Here is a 17,504-nt window from a genome sequence, read left to right on the forward strand (position 1 = left end):
TGATAGAGTCTGGCCATACCAAAGACGGAGGTTGCGGTGAGCATGACAGAGAATGATGGCGCACTGATGAACGAGTCCGCATCTCAGGATCAAAACGCCGTTGCCGTGGCCAAGACCACACCGACAAGCCCGGAAGAGTGGGGCGCAGAACGTTTTATTAACCGGGAATTGTCATGGTTGGCCTTCAATACGCGCGTTCTGGAGGAAGCCAGTAATATCCACCATCCCTTGCTCGAGCGCCTGCGCTTTCTGTCGATATCGGCAAGTAATCTGGATGAATTTTACATGGTGCGTGTCGCTGGCTTGAAAGGCCAGCTTGGGGCGGGGATCAGCACCCCCAGCCAGGAAGGCAATACGCCCTCTGAACAATTACGACTGATCGCAGATGAGGCGGGCTCCCTGATGCGCCTTCAGCAAAAGATCTGGGAAGAATTACAGGTCGAATTGCGCAAGGTCAGTGTGACGCTTCTGGCCCAGGATGAGTTAACAGCGCGGGAAAAAAGCTGGCTGGATGGCTGGTTCCTGGAACAGATTTTCCCGGCCCTGACACCGTTGGCCGTTGATCCGGCGCATCCCTTTCCCTTTATCCCCAATAAAGGGCTGGTTCTGGCGCTGGAATTGACCCGCGCGGAAGACGATAAGACAATGAATGGCCTGTTGCCGGTTCCCAGCAACCTGGACCGTTTCGTGCGTTTGCCCGGCCAGAAGGCCCGTTTCCTGCTGTTGGAAGATGTGTTCAGGATTTACATGGATCGCCTTTTCCCGGGCTTCAAGATCATTGGTCAGGGCATGTTCCGCGTCATTCGCGACAGTGATGTCGAAGTAGATGAAGAAGCGGAAGATTTGGTGCGCACGTTTGAAAGCATGCTGCGCCGCCGCCGCCGGGGCAGTGTCATCCGTCTGACAATTGACGCCAGCATGCCAGAAGACCTGCGCGATTTTGTTGTCGGCAAGCTGGGCGCAGACAGCGAGGATGTGTTCCCGCTGGATGGTATTCTGGGCATGCCCGATGTCAGTCAGATGATCGTATCAGATCGCCAGGATTTGTTGTTTGATGCTTTCAACATTCGTTTCCCGGAACGTATCCGTGATTTCGGTGGTGATTGTTTCGCCGCTATCCGGGCCAAGGATATCATTGTCCATCACCCCTATGAGAGCTTTGACGTCGTGGTGCAGTTCCTGCGCCAGGCGGCCCAAGATCCGGCCGTGGTCGCGATCAAGCAGACCCTGTATCGTACCTCGAAGGATTCCCCCATTATCGCGGCGTTGAGCGAGGCTGCGGAAGCGGGTAAATCCGTCACGGCCTTGGTCGAATTGAAAGCCCGCTTTGACGAGGCCGCTAATATCCGTTGGGCGCGGGATCTGGAACGCTCTGGCGTGCAGGTCGTTTATGGTTTCGTAGACCTTAAGACCCATGCGAAAGTCTCCATGGCGGTCCGTCGTGAGGGGAGTGGCCTTCGCTCTTACGTGCATTTCGGGACCGGTAACTATCATCCGATCACGGCAAAAATTTATACGGATCTGAGCTATTTCACCTGTGATCCGGCGCTGGCCAGGGATGCGGCGCGGGTGTTTAACTTCATGACCGGCTATGCCACGCCAGAGGCGCTGGAGCGTCTGGCAATTGCCCCGATCACGCTTCGCCATCGCGTGTTAAGCTCCATTCGGGATGAAATTGAGCATGTGAAGGCCGGCCGCCCTGGCCAGATCTGGTTGAAGGTCAACAATCTGGTGGATGGCGAGATTATCGATACCTTGTATGAGGCGTCCTGCGCTGGGGTTGAAATTGATCTGGTGGTGCGGGGCATATGCTGTCTGCGGCCCGGCGTGAAGGGGCTTAGCGAACATATCCGCGTAAAGAGCATCGTTGGGCGTTTCCTGGAACACAGCCGTATCTTCTGTTTCGGGGCGGGAAATGGTCTGCCTTCGCTGGATGCAAAGGTCTATATCACGTCGGCAGATTTGATGCCGCGAAACCTGGATCGTCGTGTCGAATCATTGGTGCCAATTGAAAATGTGACCGTGAAGCGTCAGATCCTGGAGCAGGTTATGTATGCCAATCTGAATGACGAGGCGCAAAGCTGGCATATGGACTCTGATGCGCGTTATCACCGCATAGAGCCGGTGGGCGAAGGCTTTAACTGCCATGTTTTCTTTATGACCAATCCCAGTCTTTCCGGGCGGGGTAAGGCGATCAAGAAGGCCGGAAAGATGGCACTTTCAACAAAACTGGCTAAGAATTCGGGTCCGAAAAAGGCGGCGCGGAAAACTCCGGCGGCCAAATCCAGCAAGAGCGGTTGACGCGACCGCCTCGATACACGATTTTCACGCGCGCACGCAGTGTGACCATTGCGGTGAAGCGAATACTGTTTGAAAGTCTTGTTTGGGAAGGATTCTCATGGCCGAAAAACGGACCATGTCGACTGCCAGCCCCCCGACCGCAGTGGTCGATATTGGCTCGAACTCAACGCGTTTGGTGGTCTATGACACCTCTGATCGTTCCCCCATCGCTATTTTTAATGAAAAGCTGCTCTGCGGCCTTGGGCGCGGATTGGATGCGACGGGCCAGTTAAGCGAAGAAGGTATAGAGCAAGCGCTGGGCGCGTTGCCCCGTTTCATCCGCATTGCCCAGGAAATGGGGGTACAGCGGATTGATATGCTGGCCACGGCGGCGACGCGGGATGCCACCAATGGCGCGGAATTTGTGCGGCGCGCCAGCCAGATCAGCGGCCAGGAAATTCGCGTGCTGTCCGGGGAAGAAGAAGCCCGACTGAGTGGGCTTGGTGTTTTATCCGGTACGCCGGACGCTGATGGCATGATGGGCGATCTGGGCGGGGGCAGTGTGGAACTGGTCGAGCTGAAGGATGGTCAGACCGGACCCCAGGCGACCCTGCCGCTGGGACCCTTGCGTTTGGACCCCAAGATCGTGGCGAAACCATCCAAAGCGCGGGAAGATCTGGATCGATATTTCAGCACCATTGATTGGTTGCCACGCATCAAGGGGCGCAGCTTTTATCTGGTCGGCGGGGCCTGGCGCAATCTTGCCCGGCTGCATATGGACCATATCAATTATCCGCTCCATATCATCCATCATTATCGGATTCCCGCTGCTCAAGCCTTGGAATTGGCAGATGTCGTATCACGGCAATCGCCTGGCGCGTTGCAGCGCGTGCCCGGTGTATCCAAGCGGCGCGTGGATACGCTGCCTTATGCAGCGATGTTGTTACACCGCCTGATGGTGGCCGGGGCACCCAAGGATATTGTGTTTTCCGCTAATGGTTTGCGGGAAGGCTGTCTGTATGACCATTTAAGTCAGGAAGAGCGCAAGCTGGATCCGCTGCTGGAGTCCTGTGCCCGATATGCAGATCATGAGCTTCCCAATTCCGCTGTTACGGGGGATGACCTGTTTCGGTGGATGACACCACTGTTTCCAAACGAGACCCCGGCGGATCGTCGTTTGCGTCATGCGGCCTGTATCCTGTCGGATATTGCCAAGCGAGAACATCCTGATTATCGCGCTGAACATGCCCTTATCCGGGTCAAACGATTGCCTGTCGTTGGCGTGGATCATCACGAGCGGGTATTTCTGGCCCTGGCGGTTTCATCGCGCCATGCGCAAATTGATGACGAACACAATGGGATGAAAATCGTTCGACACCTGATCAACCCCGATCGGATTGACGTTGCCCGTGCGATAGGTCTGTCCATCCGGTTGGCCTATACGCTGACCGGTGGGATTTCATCGGTCCTGGAGCGGATCAACATGGTTCGGACAGAGACCACCCTGACGCTTCAGATGCCAGCAGATCTGGCATTTTTGGCAGGAGAGGCGGTAGAGCGCCGCTTTGTCACTTTAGGTAAAGCACTGAACCTGAATACAGTGATTGATCGCTTCGGGGCATAGGTCCGGGACGGACTGAACCTGTTTTAACCGCGTGCGATTTCTTTACGCGGAAACAGGCTGCGAATGGCCGACGGGATCAGGTATCCAAAGAAAAAGCCAAAAAAGGCATGGGCCAGACCGCTGATCGACAGCGGGACTGCCGGGCCGAAATTCTTTGCGGTATTCAGGGCGATATCGGGTTCCAGATGGAAGACCATCTCTACCGCCAACATATACCAGGAAACGTCTTGCAGGCGGGCTTCAATCTCCATCAGGCGTTCCTGACGGGCCAGCGTAGCCAGCATCGCCTGGCCTTCGCCCTGTATGACACTGTCTGAGTTATCATAGAATCGGCGAATGTAATCATATCGCCCCAGCCCGGCATCCTGGGCCCGCGTATCCATTGCTTCGATCTGCTGGTTGACCTCGTCCAGAGCGCCGCCAACGCGCTGTAAATACTGATCATGAAAGGCGGGTAACTGAGAACCAAGCGCCGCACAAAGCAACGCAAAGGCAAGATGTAGGCTTCGCAGCATGCCGTCTTCTCCAATCGCCCGGAATTACAGATCAGTCGGGGTGATGCAGTATAACCCGACTTGCCCATTCATTGGCAATCTGCGACTGGATTTCATTCTGCTCAGTTTGAAACTTAAATCTTCAGTTCCAGGTTTTGTGCCAGAAAGCCCTTTGTGCGGTCCCAGGCGCTTGCGGCATCTTCCTGATCATATCGGCTGCTGGTCGGGTTGGCGAAGGCATGGTCGGCCTCGTACCAATAAACCGTCAGGCTTTTCCCTGCCTTGCCCATCTGTTCAATGAATCCATTGACCATCGCGGCATTGATAAAGTTATCCTTGGTCGCAAAATGGCCCAGCACAGGTCCGTTGAGTGCGGCCAATTCCTCCGCACTTTGAGTAACGCGCCCATAATAGATGACTGTGGCGTCAATCGGTGTCGCCAGGGATGTGTTCAACGACCAGCCCCCGCCAAAGCACCAGCCACAGCTACCAACCTTACCCGTTGAATCCTTATGCCCGCGCAGCCAGTCGGTCCATAATGTGCATGTTTCAATTGCTGTCTGGGGGTCCGCGCCAACAGCAGCGGTTTGTGCTTTGGCTTCTTCTGGTGTGGTCGCCACCTTGCCGTCCATCAGGTCAATGGCCAATGCGATATACCCCTGGGCAGCGAAATCTGCTGCAACCGCCTTGATCTGATCATTCAGGCCCCACCATTCGTGGATCAGCACGACCGCCGGGGCGGGCAATGTGGCGGGCATTGCCAATGCGGCTGCGACCGTCTTGCCGCTGGGCAGCGTGGATTCAACCTGTTGCACCGTATCAGCCGCCGCCCGCACCAGGGCCGGATTTGCCAGCACGGTTGCCAGCGGAAGGGTGGTCAGGCCCATGCCCAGACCTTTGATCACATCGCGTCGTGCCAACATCACTGATGTCTCCCTTTATCGTGTCCCGAACATTCTATCACCTGCATCCCCTAATCCTGGGAGAATATAGGCGTGATCATTTAGCTTTTCATCCAGGGCCGCTGTATAAATTGCCACACTGGGATGGGCCTTTTGCATGACCTTTACGCCTTCCGGGACAGCTACCAGCGCTAAGAAGCGGATATTCTGTTCTTCAACGCCGCGATCAATCAGCATCTTCACCGCCTGTACCGCGGAATTCCCGGTTGCCAGCATTGGGTCACACAGGATGAACAACCGCCCACCCGGCTCTGGTATGTTAACATAGTATTCTTTGGGATGCTTGGTCTCTTCATCGCGAAACAGGCCGATATGACCGACCCGAGCCGACGGCATCAACTCAATCAACCCATCGGCCATTCCCAGGCCCGCCCGCAGGATCGGCACGATGGCAGGTTTCCGCCCGGCCAGGACCGGCGCGCGCATCGCCTGCATCGGTGTTTTTATATCGACCTTTGTCAGGGGCACATTGCGGGTGATTTCATATCCCATTAACAGCGATATTTCTTTCAGCAACGTACGGAACAGATTGGTCGGGGTGTCCACCTTTCGCAGCCAGGTCAATTTATGCTGGACCAGGGGATGATCGACGATGTGCAGATTGGGAAAATCTTTATGGGCTTGCATAGGGCGCGCGATCCTGTGGGGTCGTGATGTCGAACTTAAAGCGTTGGCGTCACGATAAGGGGGTGGAGGATTTCAGACAATGATCGATATCGCTGATGTTATGCGATAAACTCTATAGTGTGGAATACGCTGGTAGAATTTACAGAATCAGTGATTCTATAGGTCGCACCTCCATAGAGGGCGCATTTTTCAAGGACCGCCCGCATGAGTGACGAAAAAGATCGCGGCTCAGCGACGGCAAACTCAAATGCCGCCGCGAATGCCGCTACCAATTCTGTAAAGGTTGCCCGTTTTCCGGGCGGGGATCGTCGTGCGGAAGTGACGGTGCCTGAAGATGTTCAGCGTTTGTCGGATCAGGCGCGCCGTCGCACGCGATGGGCTGGACTTGTCGCCGCTTTATTGACGGCCTTCTGGATGGGGGCGGCTGGGACATATCTACAGGGGCTGGGCGGGTTGAGCCTGATCGATGTTTTATTGCCCCATGAAGTGGGTGCCATTGCGACCGGCCTGGCTTTTCCGCTGATCCTGATCTGGATTTTCGCTTTGTATTTCCGTCGGTCCGAAGAGGTGCGCCTGCACACCGAAACGCTGCGCCGCCAATTGGAATTGTTGACCTATCCGGCGGAAGAGAGCGAAGCCCGAGTACGCCGTGTTTCCGATATGTTGCGCAAACAGGCCGATCAATTGACTCAGGCGGGGGATGTTGCTGTCGCAAATCTGACGGAACTGGCGGATTCTCTCAGGGAAACCACAAGTGTTCTGGAAAGTGCAGCCCATCGCGCCGAAGACCGCGCGGGCGATATGCGCAAGGGCCTGTCGGGTCAGGCGGACCGCCTTGAAAGCGTGGCGGAACGGTTGGAGCGGCACCGCCGTGATATTGATGCCTCTGTTACCGATCAGACTGAAGCGCTGATGCGGGCTGCAGAATCGGTGCTGGAAACCACCGATTCAGTAACCGCATCCTTGAAGATTCAAGCGTCAGACACGGTTTCTGCATCGGAACGGGCGGCATCGGAAATTCGTGAAATAGGTGGATTGTTTCAAAGCTATACCGATCAACTGGATCATGCCGCGTCTGAGGCGCAAAAGCGCAGCATCTCCGCCCGGGATACACTGGATGGCAGCATTCAGGCTTTAACCGATGCATCTGATAATGCGCGCGACAGCGCGTCTGCGATCGCCCGCAATCTGAAGGAAGAAGTGGATCGCGTTGGTCAGCGGTTGAAAGAAGCCTATGACCACCAGACAGCGGCCATGAATGGCTTTTCGGAACGCAGCGAGTCTCGCATTTCCAGATTGGCGGAAATTCTGACAAAGCAAGGGGCCCTGTTGGAAGAAGCTGTCACCCAGTCCCTGGGGCGATTGGAAGCGGGCATGACCGACAGCTTGAACCGTGCGACAGATCAGGTCGATGGAATTGCCGATACGGCGGATGCCACGGCGGCAGGCTTTGGCGTGCAACTGACTGCTGCATTGGACCAAAGCCGCGAAAGCCTGAACCAGGCCTTGGCCCGCAGCGGCGATCAGGTGGAAGAAATCACCCTGGCCTTGCGCCAGCAATCCGATGATCTGGCAAAATCCGCCGATGGCCTGACCACCCATTCTGAGGCGGTGAAACAGACAGTCGCCCGGGAGGTGGAGGAATTCCGTCTGTTGTCTGAAAGCCTGGCGCAACAAGCCGCCGCTGTGAACGGGGAAACGGATCGCCAGCGCAAGGGTCTGGCGGCGACGTCCGAACAGGCAACCGAACAATTGCGCGCCATGGGCCAGGCGCTGCGGGAACAGGCCAGCGAAATTGCCAAGGCCAGCGATTTGGCTGCCAGCCGCGCCGAGTCCATTCGCGCCTCTTTGCGTCAGCAGACTATGGAACTGACCGGGGCTTCGGAAAGTTCCGCCCTACAGGCACGGGAAATTGAAAGCCTTTTGGCCCAGCGTGTCCTGGCGATTAAGGAAGCCATGGCGGAAGGTATGACCAATTTGGACGAGACCTTCGATCCTGCCATTGCGCAGACGCGCAGCATGGTGGAAATGCTGAAAAAGCAGAGCCTGGCGCTTCGGGAAGCCGCCGATTGGTCTGCTGGACATGCTCAATCTCTGGGAGAAGTGCTGACCCAGAACAGCGCGGCCCTGCGGGAAGCGGCGGATCGGGCCACCGGGCAGATTCGCGAAATTCGCCACGGATTACAGCATGAAACGGCGGAATTGGATCGTGTAACGGATAAGGCCGCCGGTGATGCCATCGCCATTCGCGAACGTCTTGCGGCGGATGCAGAGGCTTTGCGCGCCCTTGCGCTGCAATTGGCCGAACAGCATCAGGCGATGGAGAATATGGCGGAAAGTCAGGCCGCGACGCTTGTTGATGCGTCCCGCGACGCGGTGGAGAAAGGCGGCGCTGTGGATGAAGCCCTGCGCGCCCGGGTGCAGGAAATGTCTGCCATTACCGATGAGGTTTCCCGCCGCCTGAGCGATGCGGGCGGGTTGTTCCGCAATGAGACTGGTGAAATGCGCAAGGCGACCCAGACGGCGCTGACCTTGCTGGAAGAAGTTGGCAGTCGGTTCCACAATCAGGCCGAACAGGTCACCACCGCCTCTATGCAGGCGGGCATGCAGATTTCCGACAATCGCGAAGGGTTGAAGCGTCAGGCGGAAGCCCTGGGCGCGGCAGCGGAAAGTGCGTCTCGGTCATTGCAATTGATTTCGGACGCTTTCGCCCAGCAGGCGGAAGGGGTTGAGGAACGCACGGAAATCACGGCGGAACGGGTGCGCAGCCTGATTGAGATGCTGCGGACGCAATCTGGCGATATTGCCGCCGCGGGCGATCTGGCGAACCAGCAACTGGCCCTGATCGGGCGCACATTGGGCGATCAGGTATCCTCGCTGGAGCGCGCGGCGGGGGCGTCCAAGGGGCAGTTGAAAGATTTGGTCGAAACATTGTCGGAACGCACCGAACAGATGATGCAATCTGTCGATGCCTCCGAAGTTCGCTCCAACCGGGCGGCGGAGAAATTCCAAAGCCAGATCGAGCGCCTGACAGAGGCGTCCAAGCGTGCGGAAGAACAGGCGGAACAAATCCGAGTTCAGGAAGATGAGCAGCGGCGTGACCTGTTCCTGAAAACCGCGCGCTATATCGTGGAAGAGTTGAATTCCATTTCTATCGACCTGACCCGTGTGTTGCAGGGGGAAGTGCCAGAGGCGGATTGGCGACGCTATGTGAAGGGCGACCGCACCGTCTTCACCAGAACCCTGTTGCGCACGCGCCAGGCCTCTATCGTGAAAACCGTATCGGATAAAATTCGCCATGACCCCGATGCGCGCAAATATGTGCTGCGATACATTGAACAGTTTGACCGATTGCTGATCGATTCCGAAGCAACCGATCCAGAACACCTGATCCACTCGACCTTCGTAACCTCTGATGTCGGCAAGCTGTACATCCTGCTGTGTCGTGCGACTGGGCGAGAGGAATAGGCACCACACTAAACCTTAAAAATTTGCGTTTCGCTTCCCATATCAGGGGCAGAGCGCAATTCGGCTTCGGCAGCCTGAATACCGGATATCCCTTAAGGGAGCCTTGCCAGGTCCGGGATGTCGGGGTAACGAATTGGACCGAATTCATAAGGCCATAATGATGGCCCGTAGTTTTTCACAGATAAGGGGTGGACCCGATGAATCAGATTAAAACCGCAGGCCTGAGCCTGAAAGATCCCAGCCTGTTGCGCCAGCAAGGCTATATCAATGGCGAATGGCTGGATGCCGACAGCGGTGAGACAATCGATGTCACCAATCCTGCGACCGGTGAAGTCGTTGCGACCGTGCCGAAAATGGGTGCGGCGGAAACCCGTCGTGCGATCGAAGCCGCCAATGAAGCCTGGCCCGCCTGGCGCGAGAAACTGGCGAAAGAGCGTGCTGCGATCCTGCGCCGCTGGTACGAGCTGATGCATGAAAATGCCGATGACCTGGCATTGATCATGACCAGCGAACAGGGCAAACCGCTGGCGGAAGCCAAAGGTGAAGTGGCCTATGGCGCATCCTTCCTGGAATGGTTCGCCGAAGAAGCCAAACGCATGTATGGCGATGTCATCCCCCAGCATCAGGCGGATAAGCGCATCGTCACCATCAAACAGCCGATTGGTGTCACCGCCTTTATCACCCCCTGGAACTTCCCCATTGCGATGATCACCCGCAAGGCTGGGCCTGCGCTGGCTGCTGGCTGTACGGCGGTTGCAAAGCCTGCCTCTCAAACGCCTTTGTCAGCCCTGGCACTGGCGGTTCTGGCGGAACGCGCTGGTGTGCCCAAGGGCGTGCTGTCGGTTGTGACCGGATCGGCAAGCCAGATCGGGGGGGAAATGACCGCTAACCCGATCGTGCGCAAATTGTCCTTTACCGGCTCGACGGAAATTGGTCGTGTCCTGATCAAGGATTGCGCCGATACGGTCAAGAAGGTCTCCATGGAATTGGGCGGCAACGCGCCCTTCATCGTGTTTGACGATGCCGATATCGATGCCGCCGTTGAAGGCGCGATTGTGTGTAAGTTCCGCAATGCGGGCCAGACTTGCGTCTGTGCGAACCGGATTTACGTGCAGGATGGCGTCTATGACGAATTCTCCAAGAAACTGGCAGCCAAGGTCGCCGAAATGAAAATCGGCAATGGTGTCGATGATGGCGTCATCATCGGTCCGCTGATCGATATGAAGGCCGTGGAGAAAGTGGAAGAACACCTGAAAGATGCGACCGGTAAGGGGGCGTCGATCCTGACCGGCGGTCATCGCCACAGCCTGGGTGGTTCCTTCTATGAACCGACAGTTCTTGCGGATGTGACTCAGGACATGATGGTGTCCAAGGACGAAACCTTTGGTCCGTTGGCCCCGCTGTTCCGGTTCAAGGAAGAATCAGAAGTCATCGCCATGGCCAATGACACGGAATTCGGCCTGGCCTCCTATTTCTATGCCCGGGATATCGGCCGTGTCTGGCGTGTTTCAGAAGCCCTGGAATACGGCATGGTCGCCCTGAACACCGGCATCCTGTCCACGGAAGTGGCCCCGTTCGGTGGTGTGAAACAGTCCGGTCTGGGGCGCGAGGGATCGAAATACGGTCTCGATGAATTCTGCGAGATCAAATACATTCTGATGGGCGGCGTCTGATCCCCCATAGCTTGAGCATTCGCCCCCCGCTCTCCTTACAAGAGCGGGGGGTATTTTTTAGATACACCGTCCGCCGTCGACTTCCATGCAAACGCCGGTAACAAGGGCCGCGTCATCAGAACACAGATAAACCGCTGCGCCCGCGATATCCTGTGCGGTGGACAGGCGGCCCATCGGAATGCTGGCCTTGAAGGCAGCGCGTTTCTCTGGCGTGTCCTGACCCATGAAGCGTTTCAGCAGCGGGGTTTCCCCGGCGACGGGATTGATTGCGTTCACGCGGATCTGTTCCGCAGCCAATTCGATTGCCATGGAACGAGTGATGCCGATGGCGGCAGATTTTGAACTGTTGTACCAGACCAGACCAGGGCGCGGCCGAATGCCAGCCGTAGAGGCGATATTCAGAAACTGCCCACCCCCTTGTTTGCGAAACACAGGCACCGCCGCCTGGGCGGAAAGATACAGGGATTTCACATTCACCGCATAGACGCGGTCAAATTCTGCTTCGTCAACGTCCAGCATCGGCTGATTCAGGTGGGTATAGCCCGCATTGTTTACGACGATGTCTAGTCGCCCGAATTGTGCGATCGTGCCATCGACCAGGGATTTCCAGTCTACAGCGGATGTGACGTCGGCCCTTAAAAAATGGGCGGCATCGCCGATATCCTCCGCGATGGTCCGGCCAGCATCCTCGGTAATATCGGCAACGATGACTTTGGCCCCTTCAGCTGCAAACCGGCGGGCGATGCCCTCCCCAAAGCCAGATGCGGCCCCGGTAACGATGGCGACCTTGTTGTTCAGGCGCATTTCTTTCTCCCTTAAAGACGATTATTTGCATTTTGCAATTCTAACTAACCACGTCTACTATCGCAGAGCTATGGGAGTGGCGACAAGCATGTCTGGGCACGAAATGATCTAAGAATCGGGTCTTGGGTGTCGATGCGTGTTCGGTGGGGAGTAGATTACAATGCTTTCGGGACGGCAGGTTCTGCTGATTGAAGATAATGATCGACTGGCGGAACTTTATGAGGCGCATCTTTCGGACGAAAGCGCCGTTGTTCATCGGACGTCTAACGGAACAAAGGGATTGGCGCTGGCTAATCAGTTGCAACCCTCTGTTATCCTGCTGGATATTCAATTGCCCGATATCGATGGGTTCGAGGTTCTGCGTCGTTTGAAACGTGCCGGGAATTTAAGTCCGATTGTGGTCATAACTTCTCATGGATCTGTAAATTGGGCCGTCGAAGCAATGCGGTTGGGGGCTTATGATTTCCTGGTGAAGCCCTTTGACAGCCAACGGCTTCTGGTCACTGTGAAGAATGCGATTGAGCATCATGAACTGGCGGAGATCGTGCAGTCCGTGACACGCCCAATCACCGATGGGTTTCACGAATTTGTTGGCAATTCCAGCCCGATGCAGACGGTGTATCGAACCATCGTGGCCGCCGCCGCCTCAAAGGCGAGTGTATTTGTCACGGGTGAATCCGGAACAGGCAAAGAGTTGTGCGCTCATGCCATCCATGCGGAAAGCCCCAGACGGAAAGAACCTTTCATTCCGCTGAATTGCGGGGCCATTCCGCGCGAATTGATGGAGGCAGAGATATTCGGTCATCGCAAAGGCGCGTTCACCGGGGCGATTACGGATCGGGCCGGGGCGGCAGATCTGGCCGATGGCGGGACCCTGTTCCTGGATGAGATCGGTGAGATGGATATGGACCTGCAGACCAAATTGCTGCGCTTCATTCAAACCGGGACCTATACGCGCATCGGGGAAAGCGCAGAACGTCAAGGCAATGTGCGGTTTGTTTGTGCCACTAATCGAGAGCCACTGGAGGCAATTCGACAGGGACATTTGCGCGAGGATCTGTTCTATCGATTGAATGTCATCCCCATCCGCATGCCGCCTTTGCGGGATCGTGTTGAAGACATTGAGCCAATAAGCCTGCGTTTTCTGAATCATTTTTCCGAGGAGGAAGGGAAACGCTTCACATGTTTTGATCCAGCGGCTTTGCGCAAGATGCAGGATTACCAATGGCCCGGAAATGTTCGAGAGTTACAGAATATCGTGCGTAATGTGGTCGTTCTGAATGATGGGGATGTGGTCACCGGGCCGATGATTGCAGCTGCCTTGAATACGGGTTTGGCCCAATCAATGCCCGTTGCGTATGAAACTGCCAAGACCACCGTTGTTCAGGACAACGATGCCCCGAATGCGCGTCGCGATGGTACCATTCGTCCCTTGTATCAGGTGGAACGAGACGCCATTGAAGCAGCGATAGATCAGTGCGATGGCAATATCCCGCAGGCCGCTGTGGCGCTGGGGGTCGCCCCTTCGACGCTGTATCGCAAGATTCAGTCCTGGAAAGATGTGTCCTAAAAGCATCATGCGCTCGCATGAGCTTAGACAAAACAAGCATCATGCGCTCGCATGAGCTTTAATAATATACACAAGCATCATGCGCTCGCATGAGCTTAGACAAAACAAGCATCATGCGCTCGCATGAGCTTTACATCTGCTTGCGGAGCCGCATGGCGAAGAATCCATCCATGCCGCCTTTGTCATCCCACAGACCGGGATGACTGCGCATCCAGCCGTCTTGTGTGACGGCTTCTGGAATTTCTGGCACTTCTTCAGGGCGAATAGGATCTGCAATCAAGCCGGGAACGCTTAATGCGTGCCGGTACAGGGCCGGTCCTTCTGCCTGTTGCAGCGAACAGGTCGCGACCACCAGGCAGCCTCCGGGGGCTAGCATCTCTGCGGCCGCTGTGATCAAACGCTTTTGCAGGGCGGCCAATTTGGCGATGTCGGCGGGGCCCCTGCGTTGCGCAATTTCCGGATGGCGGCGCAGGGTTCCTGTGGCGCTGCAGGGGGCATCCAACAAAATTGCGGCAACCGGTTCGGGCGGGCGGTATTGAACCGCATCCGCCGTCACGATTTCTGCCGTCATGCCCAATCGGGTCAGGTTTTCCGACAGCCGGTTCAAACGCGGCTTGGATCTGTCCACCGCTGTAACCGTGGCACCCGCTGCAATCAACTGTGCGGTCTTTCCCCCAGGGGCGGCGCACAGGTCCAGGACATGCAGGCCAGCGACATCGCCCAACAGGCGTGCGGGCAGGGTTGCGGCGACATCCTGCACCCACCAGGCCCCCTCAGCAAAGCCTGGCAATTGGGTGACATCCGCGCTGTCCGCCAGGCGCAGGCTGGTCTGTGTCAGCTTTTGTGCGCCCAGAACATCAACCCAATGGTCTATATCGGTTTTGACGGTCAGGTCGGTTGCAGGCTCGATCCAATGGCCGCGGGCAATGGCGCGGGTGGTTTCTTCGCCATATTGCGCGATCCAGTCCTGCCACAGCCAGCCTGGCGTGTTCAGGCGCTCTGCATCCTGCACCGCCAGCAGGTCAGCCCCGTCGCGGGTGGCGCGGCGCAACACGGCATTAATCAGGCCCGCCATGGAATCCAACCGCTCCAGTTTTGCCAGGGTCACGGCGGCATCCACCGCTGCATGGGCAGGCGTCTTCAGGAACAGCAAATGGGCGATACCAATGCGCAGAATATTCAGTGCCCGTTGTGCCCGCCCCACCGGGGGGCGTTCCATATAGCCGCTGATCAGGGAATCGATCTGGCCCATATGTCGCAGGACGGTCAGCACGGTCAGGCGGGCAAATCCGCGATCACGGGGTTCAAGGTCGCGCATGGACACGGATTCGGCGATGGCTTCTTCCAGGGTTCGGCCGCGCTCCAACACGGCTTCTAACAGCGCCATGCTGGCGCGGCGGGCGGGCAGGCCGTCGCTCATTCTTCATCCTCTATGGCTTGCATGTCGTCATCGCTGAGACCGAAATGATGTCCGATCTCATGCACCAGCACGTGGCGCACCAGATTGTTCAGGTCTTCGCCTGTTTTCTGGCAAAAGTCCAGCATTGGCAATCGATAGAGGAAAATCATATCGATGTCTGGGTGAGGGTCCATCACCGATTTGGACGCCATATCCACCCCGTGATACAATCCCAGCAGATCATAGGGCGAGGCAAGGTCCAGGGCCTCAAGGGTTTCGGCATCGGGCAGATCTTGCACCCGGAAGACAATATCCCCCAGATACTGGCGGAATTCTTCTGGAAGCTCATTCAGATGGCGTTGGGCGATCTCTTCAATTGCATCCAGGCTGATCATATGTTTGTTCATGGTTATGATATACGGATGCGGCACCGATAGCGCGAGAGGGAGAGAGCATTTATGATAAAAAAACTGAGTCTTGAAGAACGCGAAGCGCTTCTGTCGGAGTTGACGGATTGGACGTTAGCGAATGATCGGGACGCGATCACCCGGTCGTTCAAATTCAAGTCCTTCAATCAGGCATTCGGCTTTATGACCCGTGTTGCGATGCAGGCGGAGAAGCTGGATCACCATCCGGAATGGTTCAATGTCTACAACCGGGTGGATGTCACCCTGACCACCCATGACTGCGATGGCCTGTCGGAGCGCGATTCAAAGCTGGCACGCTTCATGGACAAGGCCGCCGCGTCGATGGGGTGATGGCAATCACCAAGTACACTCACCCTGAGGAGCAAAGCGTCTCGAAGGGTGAGCCCTCTGGAAGCGCCAAACGTGCCGCGCATCCTTCGAGACGGCGCGGTGCGCCTCCTCAGGATGAGTGGGCGCAGAGGTATTGTCATTAGGCGCGATGGTGGCGTCAGTTCCCCAGAATGCCAGGCAGGCGCAGGCCGTTTTCCTTAGCGCAATCAATGGCGATATCGTATCCGGCATCGGCGTGACGCATGACGCCGGTGGCGGGATCGTTCCACAATACGCGGTCAATGCGCCGGGCAGCGTCTTCACTGCCATCACAGCAGATGACCATGCCGGAATGCTGACTGAACCCCATGCCAACACCGCCGCCATGATGTAGGGACACCCAGGTCGCGCCGGACGCACAGTTCAGCAGCGCATTCAGCAAGGGCCAGTCGGAAACGGCGTCTGAGCCATCCTTCATGGATTCAGTTTCCCGGTTCGGGCTGGCGACAGATCCACTGTCCAGATGATCGCGACCGATCACAACCGGTGCCTTCAACTCGCCAGAAGCAACCATTTCATTGAAGGCAAGACCCAGACGGTGGCGCTGGCCCAGGCCGACCCAGCAAATGCGAGCGGGAAGGCCCTGGAAGGAGATACGCTCGCGCGCCATATCCAGCCATTGATGCAGATGGGCGTCATCCGGGATCAGTTCTTTTACCTTCTGATCGGTCTTGTAGATGTCTTCCGGATCCCCGGACAACGCGACCCAGCGGAAGGGACCGACCCCGCGACAGAACAATGGGCGGATATAGGCTGGCACAAAGCCTGGGAAGTCGAAGGCGTTCTTCAGGCCCTCATCCTTTGCAACCTGACGGATATTATTGCCGTAATCCAGCGTTGGAACACCAGCGGCATGGAATTTCAGCATCGCTTCTACATGGATGCGCATGGATGCGCGGGCGGCTTTTTCCACGGCGGCAGGATCGCTTTCGCGCTTTTCCTTCCATTGCGCCATCGTCCAGCCCTGCGGCAGATAGCCGTTGATGGGATCATGGGCGGAGGTCTGGTCTGTGACAATATCTGGACGGATGCCCCGGTTTGCCAGTTCCGTGAAGACATCAGCGGCATTGCCCAACAGGCCAACCGATTTTGCCTCCCCAGCCTTGGTCCAGCGGTCGATCATCTCCAGCGCTTCATCAATCGTATCGGCGCGTTCATCGACATAGCGGGTACGCAGGCGGAAATCGATGGAATCTGGATTGCATTCCACCGCCAGACAACAGGCCCCTGCCATCACGGCGGCCAATGGTTGTGCGCCGCCCATGCCCCCCAGGCCACCGGTCAAAACCCATTTACCAGTCAGATTGCCATCATAATGCTGACGTCCCGCCTCAGCGAAGGTTTCATAGGTGCCCTGCACAATGCCCTGTGTTCCAATGTAAATCCAGGACCCGGCGGTCATCTGCCCGTACATCATCAGACCGACCTTATCCAGCTTGTTGAAATGCTCCCAGGTCGCCCAATGGGGCACCAGATTGGAATTGGCGATCAACACGCGCGGCGCATCCTTATGGGTGCGGAAGACACCAACAGGCTTGCCGGACTGAACCAGCAGGGTTTCTTCCTCCCCCAATGTTTTCAGGGTTGCGGTGATGGAATCAAAATCAGCCCAGGTGCGGGCCGCCCGACCAATACCGCCATAGACGACCAGTTCATTGGGGTTTTCTGCAACATCCGGGTCCAGATTGTTCATCAGCATGCGATAGGGGGCTTCGGTCATCCAGGACTTACAGGATAACTCCGATCCATGGGGCGCGCGGATCGTGCGGATGTTGTGGCGGGGATTTGATTTCACATCAGACATGG

At 56.8% G+C, this 17,504-nt stretch carries 13 protein-coding genes; 6 read left to right on the plus strand and 7 right to left on the minus strand.

Annotated features, from left to right (window positions below; translation table 11 throughout):
* Positions 1–42 precede the first annotated feature (42 nt).
* Both ACOSDM_RS01610 and ACOSDM_RS01615 read left to right on the plus strand, forming a co-directional pair.
* On the plus strand, positions 43–2,301 hold the full coding sequence (locus ACOSDM_RS01610) for an RNA degradosome polyphosphate kinase (protein WP_420722721.1): 2,259 nt from the start codon (positions 43–45) through the stop codon (positions 2,299–2,301).
* A 97-nt stretch (positions 2,302–2,398) separates the two neighbouring features.
* On the plus strand, positions 2,399–3,904 hold the full coding sequence (locus tag ACOSDM_RS01615; RefSeq protein WP_420722722.1) for a Ppx/GppA family phosphatase: 1,506 nt from the start codon (positions 2,399–2,401) through the stop codon (positions 3,902–3,904).
* A gap of 23 nt (positions 3,905–3,927) precedes the next feature.
* Here the strand turns inward: ACOSDM_RS01615 and ACOSDM_RS01620 are convergent, their stop codons facing one another.
* The 3 genes from ACOSDM_RS01620 to upp all read right to left on the minus strand — a co-directional run bounded on the left by ACOSDM_RS01620 (position 3,928) and on the right by upp (position 5,987).
* Positions 3,928–4,419 carry a DUF2937 family protein gene (locus tag ACOSDM_RS01620; protein WP_420722723.1) on the minus strand — a complete coding sequence of 164 codons (492 nt, stop codon included), beginning with the start codon at positions 4,417–4,419 and terminating at the stop codon, positions 3,928–3,930.
* A gap of 113 nt (positions 4,420–4,532) precedes the next feature.
* Positions 4,533–5,321, minus strand: coding sequence for a dienelactone hydrolase family protein (locus tag ACOSDM_RS01625; protein ID WP_420722724.1), 789 nt, complete (start codon positions 5,319–5,321; stop codon positions 4,533–4,535).
* 15 nt (positions 5,322–5,336) lie between these two features.
* Entirely contained in the window at positions 5,337–5,987 is a 651-nt protein-coding gene (gene upp, locus ACOSDM_RS01630; protein WP_420722725.1) for a uracil phosphoribosyltransferase, read from the minus strand.
* 204 nt (positions 5,988–6,191) lie between these two features.
* Between upp and ACOSDM_RS01635 the strand changes: the two genes are divergently transcribed.
* Complete coding sequence (locus ACOSDM_RS01635; protein ID WP_420722726.1) at positions 6,192–9,455, plus strand: hypothetical protein; 3,264 nt, start codon at positions 6,192–6,194, stop codon at positions 9,453–9,455.
* A 197-nt stretch (positions 9,456–9,652) separates the two neighbouring features.
* Positions 9,653–11,128, plus strand: a complete 1,476-nt coding sequence (gabD, locus tag ACOSDM_RS01640; RefSeq protein ID WP_420722727.1) for an NADP-dependent succinate-semialdehyde dehydrogenase — start codon at positions 9,653–9,655, stop codon at positions 11,126–11,128.
* A 57-nt stretch (positions 11,129–11,185) separates the two neighbouring features.
* Here the strand turns inward: gabD and ACOSDM_RS01645 are convergent, their stop codons facing one another.
* Positions 11,186–11,932 carry an SDR family oxidoreductase gene (locus tag ACOSDM_RS01645; protein WP_420722728.1) on the minus strand — a complete coding sequence of 249 codons (747 nt, stop codon included), beginning with the start codon at positions 11,930–11,932 and terminating at the stop codon, positions 11,186–11,188.
* Between the two features lie 160 nt (positions 11,933–12,092).
* Between ACOSDM_RS01645 and ACOSDM_RS01650 the strand changes: the two genes are divergently transcribed.
* Positions 12,093–13,502 carry a sigma-54-dependent transcriptional regulator gene (locus ACOSDM_RS01650; protein ID WP_420722729.1) on the plus strand — a complete coding sequence of 470 codons (1,410 nt, stop codon included), beginning with the start codon at positions 12,093–12,095 and terminating at the stop codon, positions 13,500–13,502.
* 130 nt (positions 13,503–13,632) lie between these two features.
* Here the strand turns inward: ACOSDM_RS01650 and ACOSDM_RS01655 are convergent, their stop codons facing one another.
* Both ACOSDM_RS01655 and ACOSDM_RS01660 read right to left on the minus strand, forming a co-directional pair.
* A complete protein-coding gene (locus ACOSDM_RS01655; protein WP_420722730.1) occupies positions 13,633–14,922 on the minus strand; it encodes an RsmB/NOP family class I SAM-dependent RNA methyltransferase in 1,290 nt (429 codons plus the stop codon).
* On the minus strand, positions 14,919–15,296 hold the full coding sequence (locus ACOSDM_RS01660) for a metallopeptidase family protein (RefSeq protein WP_420722731.1): 378 nt from the start codon (positions 15,294–15,296) through the stop codon (positions 14,919–14,921). Before ACOSDM_RS01660 ends, ACOSDM_RS01655 begins: the two co-directional genes overlap by 4 nt.
* 63 nt (positions 15,297–15,359) lie before the next feature.
* Between ACOSDM_RS01660 and ACOSDM_RS01665 the strand changes: the two genes are divergently transcribed.
* On the plus strand, positions 15,360–15,659 hold the full coding sequence (locus ACOSDM_RS01665) for a 4a-hydroxytetrahydrobiopterin dehydratase (RefSeq protein ID WP_420722732.1): 300 nt from the start codon (positions 15,360–15,362) through the stop codon (positions 15,657–15,659).
* Positions 15,660–15,816: 157 nt separating this feature from the next.
* Here the strand turns inward: ACOSDM_RS01665 and hutU are convergent, their stop codons facing one another.
* Positions 15,817–17,502 carry a urocanate hydratase gene (gene hutU, locus ACOSDM_RS01670; protein WP_420722733.1) on the minus strand — a complete coding sequence of 562 codons (1,686 nt, stop codon included), beginning with the start codon at positions 17,500–17,502 and terminating at the stop codon, positions 15,817–15,819.
* Positions 17,503–17,504 lie beyond the last annotated feature (2 nt).

Origin of the sequence: Hwanghaeella sp. LZ110, from assembly GCF_048892525.1 — a bacterium.
GTDB lineage: Bacteria > Pseudomonadota > Alphaproteobacteria > UBA8366 > Aestuariispiraceae > Pacificispira.

Excerpts from the sequence above, each read along its gene's own strand:
- ACOSDM_RS01620 (WP_420722723.1), bottom strand. The coding sequence starts at position 4,419 with ATGCTGCGAAGCCTACATCTTGCCTTTGCGTTGCTTTGTGCGGCGCTT.
- ACOSDM_RS01610 (WP_420722721.1), top strand. The coding sequence starts at position 43 with ATGACAGAGAATGATGGCGCACTGATGAACGAGTCCGCATCTCAGGAT.
- ACOSDM_RS01645 (WP_420722728.1), bottom strand. The coding sequence starts at position 11,932 with ATGCGCCTGAACAACAAGGTCGCCATCGTTACCGGGGCCGCATCTGGC.
- ACOSDM_RS01655 (WP_420722730.1), bottom strand. The coding sequence starts at position 14,922 with ATGAGCGACGGCCTGCCCGCCCGCCGCGCCAGCATGGCGCTGTTAGAA.
- ACOSDM_RS01665 (WP_420722732.1), top strand. The coding sequence starts at position 15,360 with ATGATAAAAAAACTGAGTCTTGAAGAACGCGAAGCGCTTCTGTCGGAG.
- ACOSDM_RS01625 (WP_420722724.1), bottom strand. The coding sequence starts at position 5,321 with ATGTTGGCACGACGCGATGTGATCAAAGGTCTGGGCATGGGCCTGACC.
- ACOSDM_RS01660 (WP_420722731.1), bottom strand. The coding sequence starts at position 15,296 with ATGATCAGCCTGGATGCAATTGAAGAGATCGCCCAACGCCATCTGAAT.
- upp (WP_420722725.1), bottom strand. The coding sequence starts at position 5,987 with ATGCAAGCCCATAAAGATTTTCCCAATCTGCACATCGTCGATCATCCC.
- ACOSDM_RS01615 (WP_420722722.1), top strand. The coding sequence starts at position 2,399 with ATGGCCGAAAAACGGACCATGTCGACTGCCAGCCCCCCGACCGCAGTG.
- ACOSDM_RS01635 (WP_420722726.1), top strand. The coding sequence starts at position 6,192 with ATGAGTGACGAAAAAGATCGCGGCTCAGCGACGGCAAACTCAAATGCC.
- ACOSDM_RS01650 (WP_420722729.1), top strand. The coding sequence starts at position 12,093 with ATGCTTTCGGGACGGCAGGTTCTGCTGATTGAAGATAATGATCGACTG.
- gabD (WP_420722727.1), top strand. The coding sequence starts at position 9,653 with ATGAATCAGATTAAAACCGCAGGCCTGAGCCTGAAAGATCCCAGCCTG.
- hutU (WP_420722733.1), bottom strand. The coding sequence starts at position 17,502 with ATGTCTGATGTGAAATCAAATCCCCGCCACAACATCCGCACGATCCGC.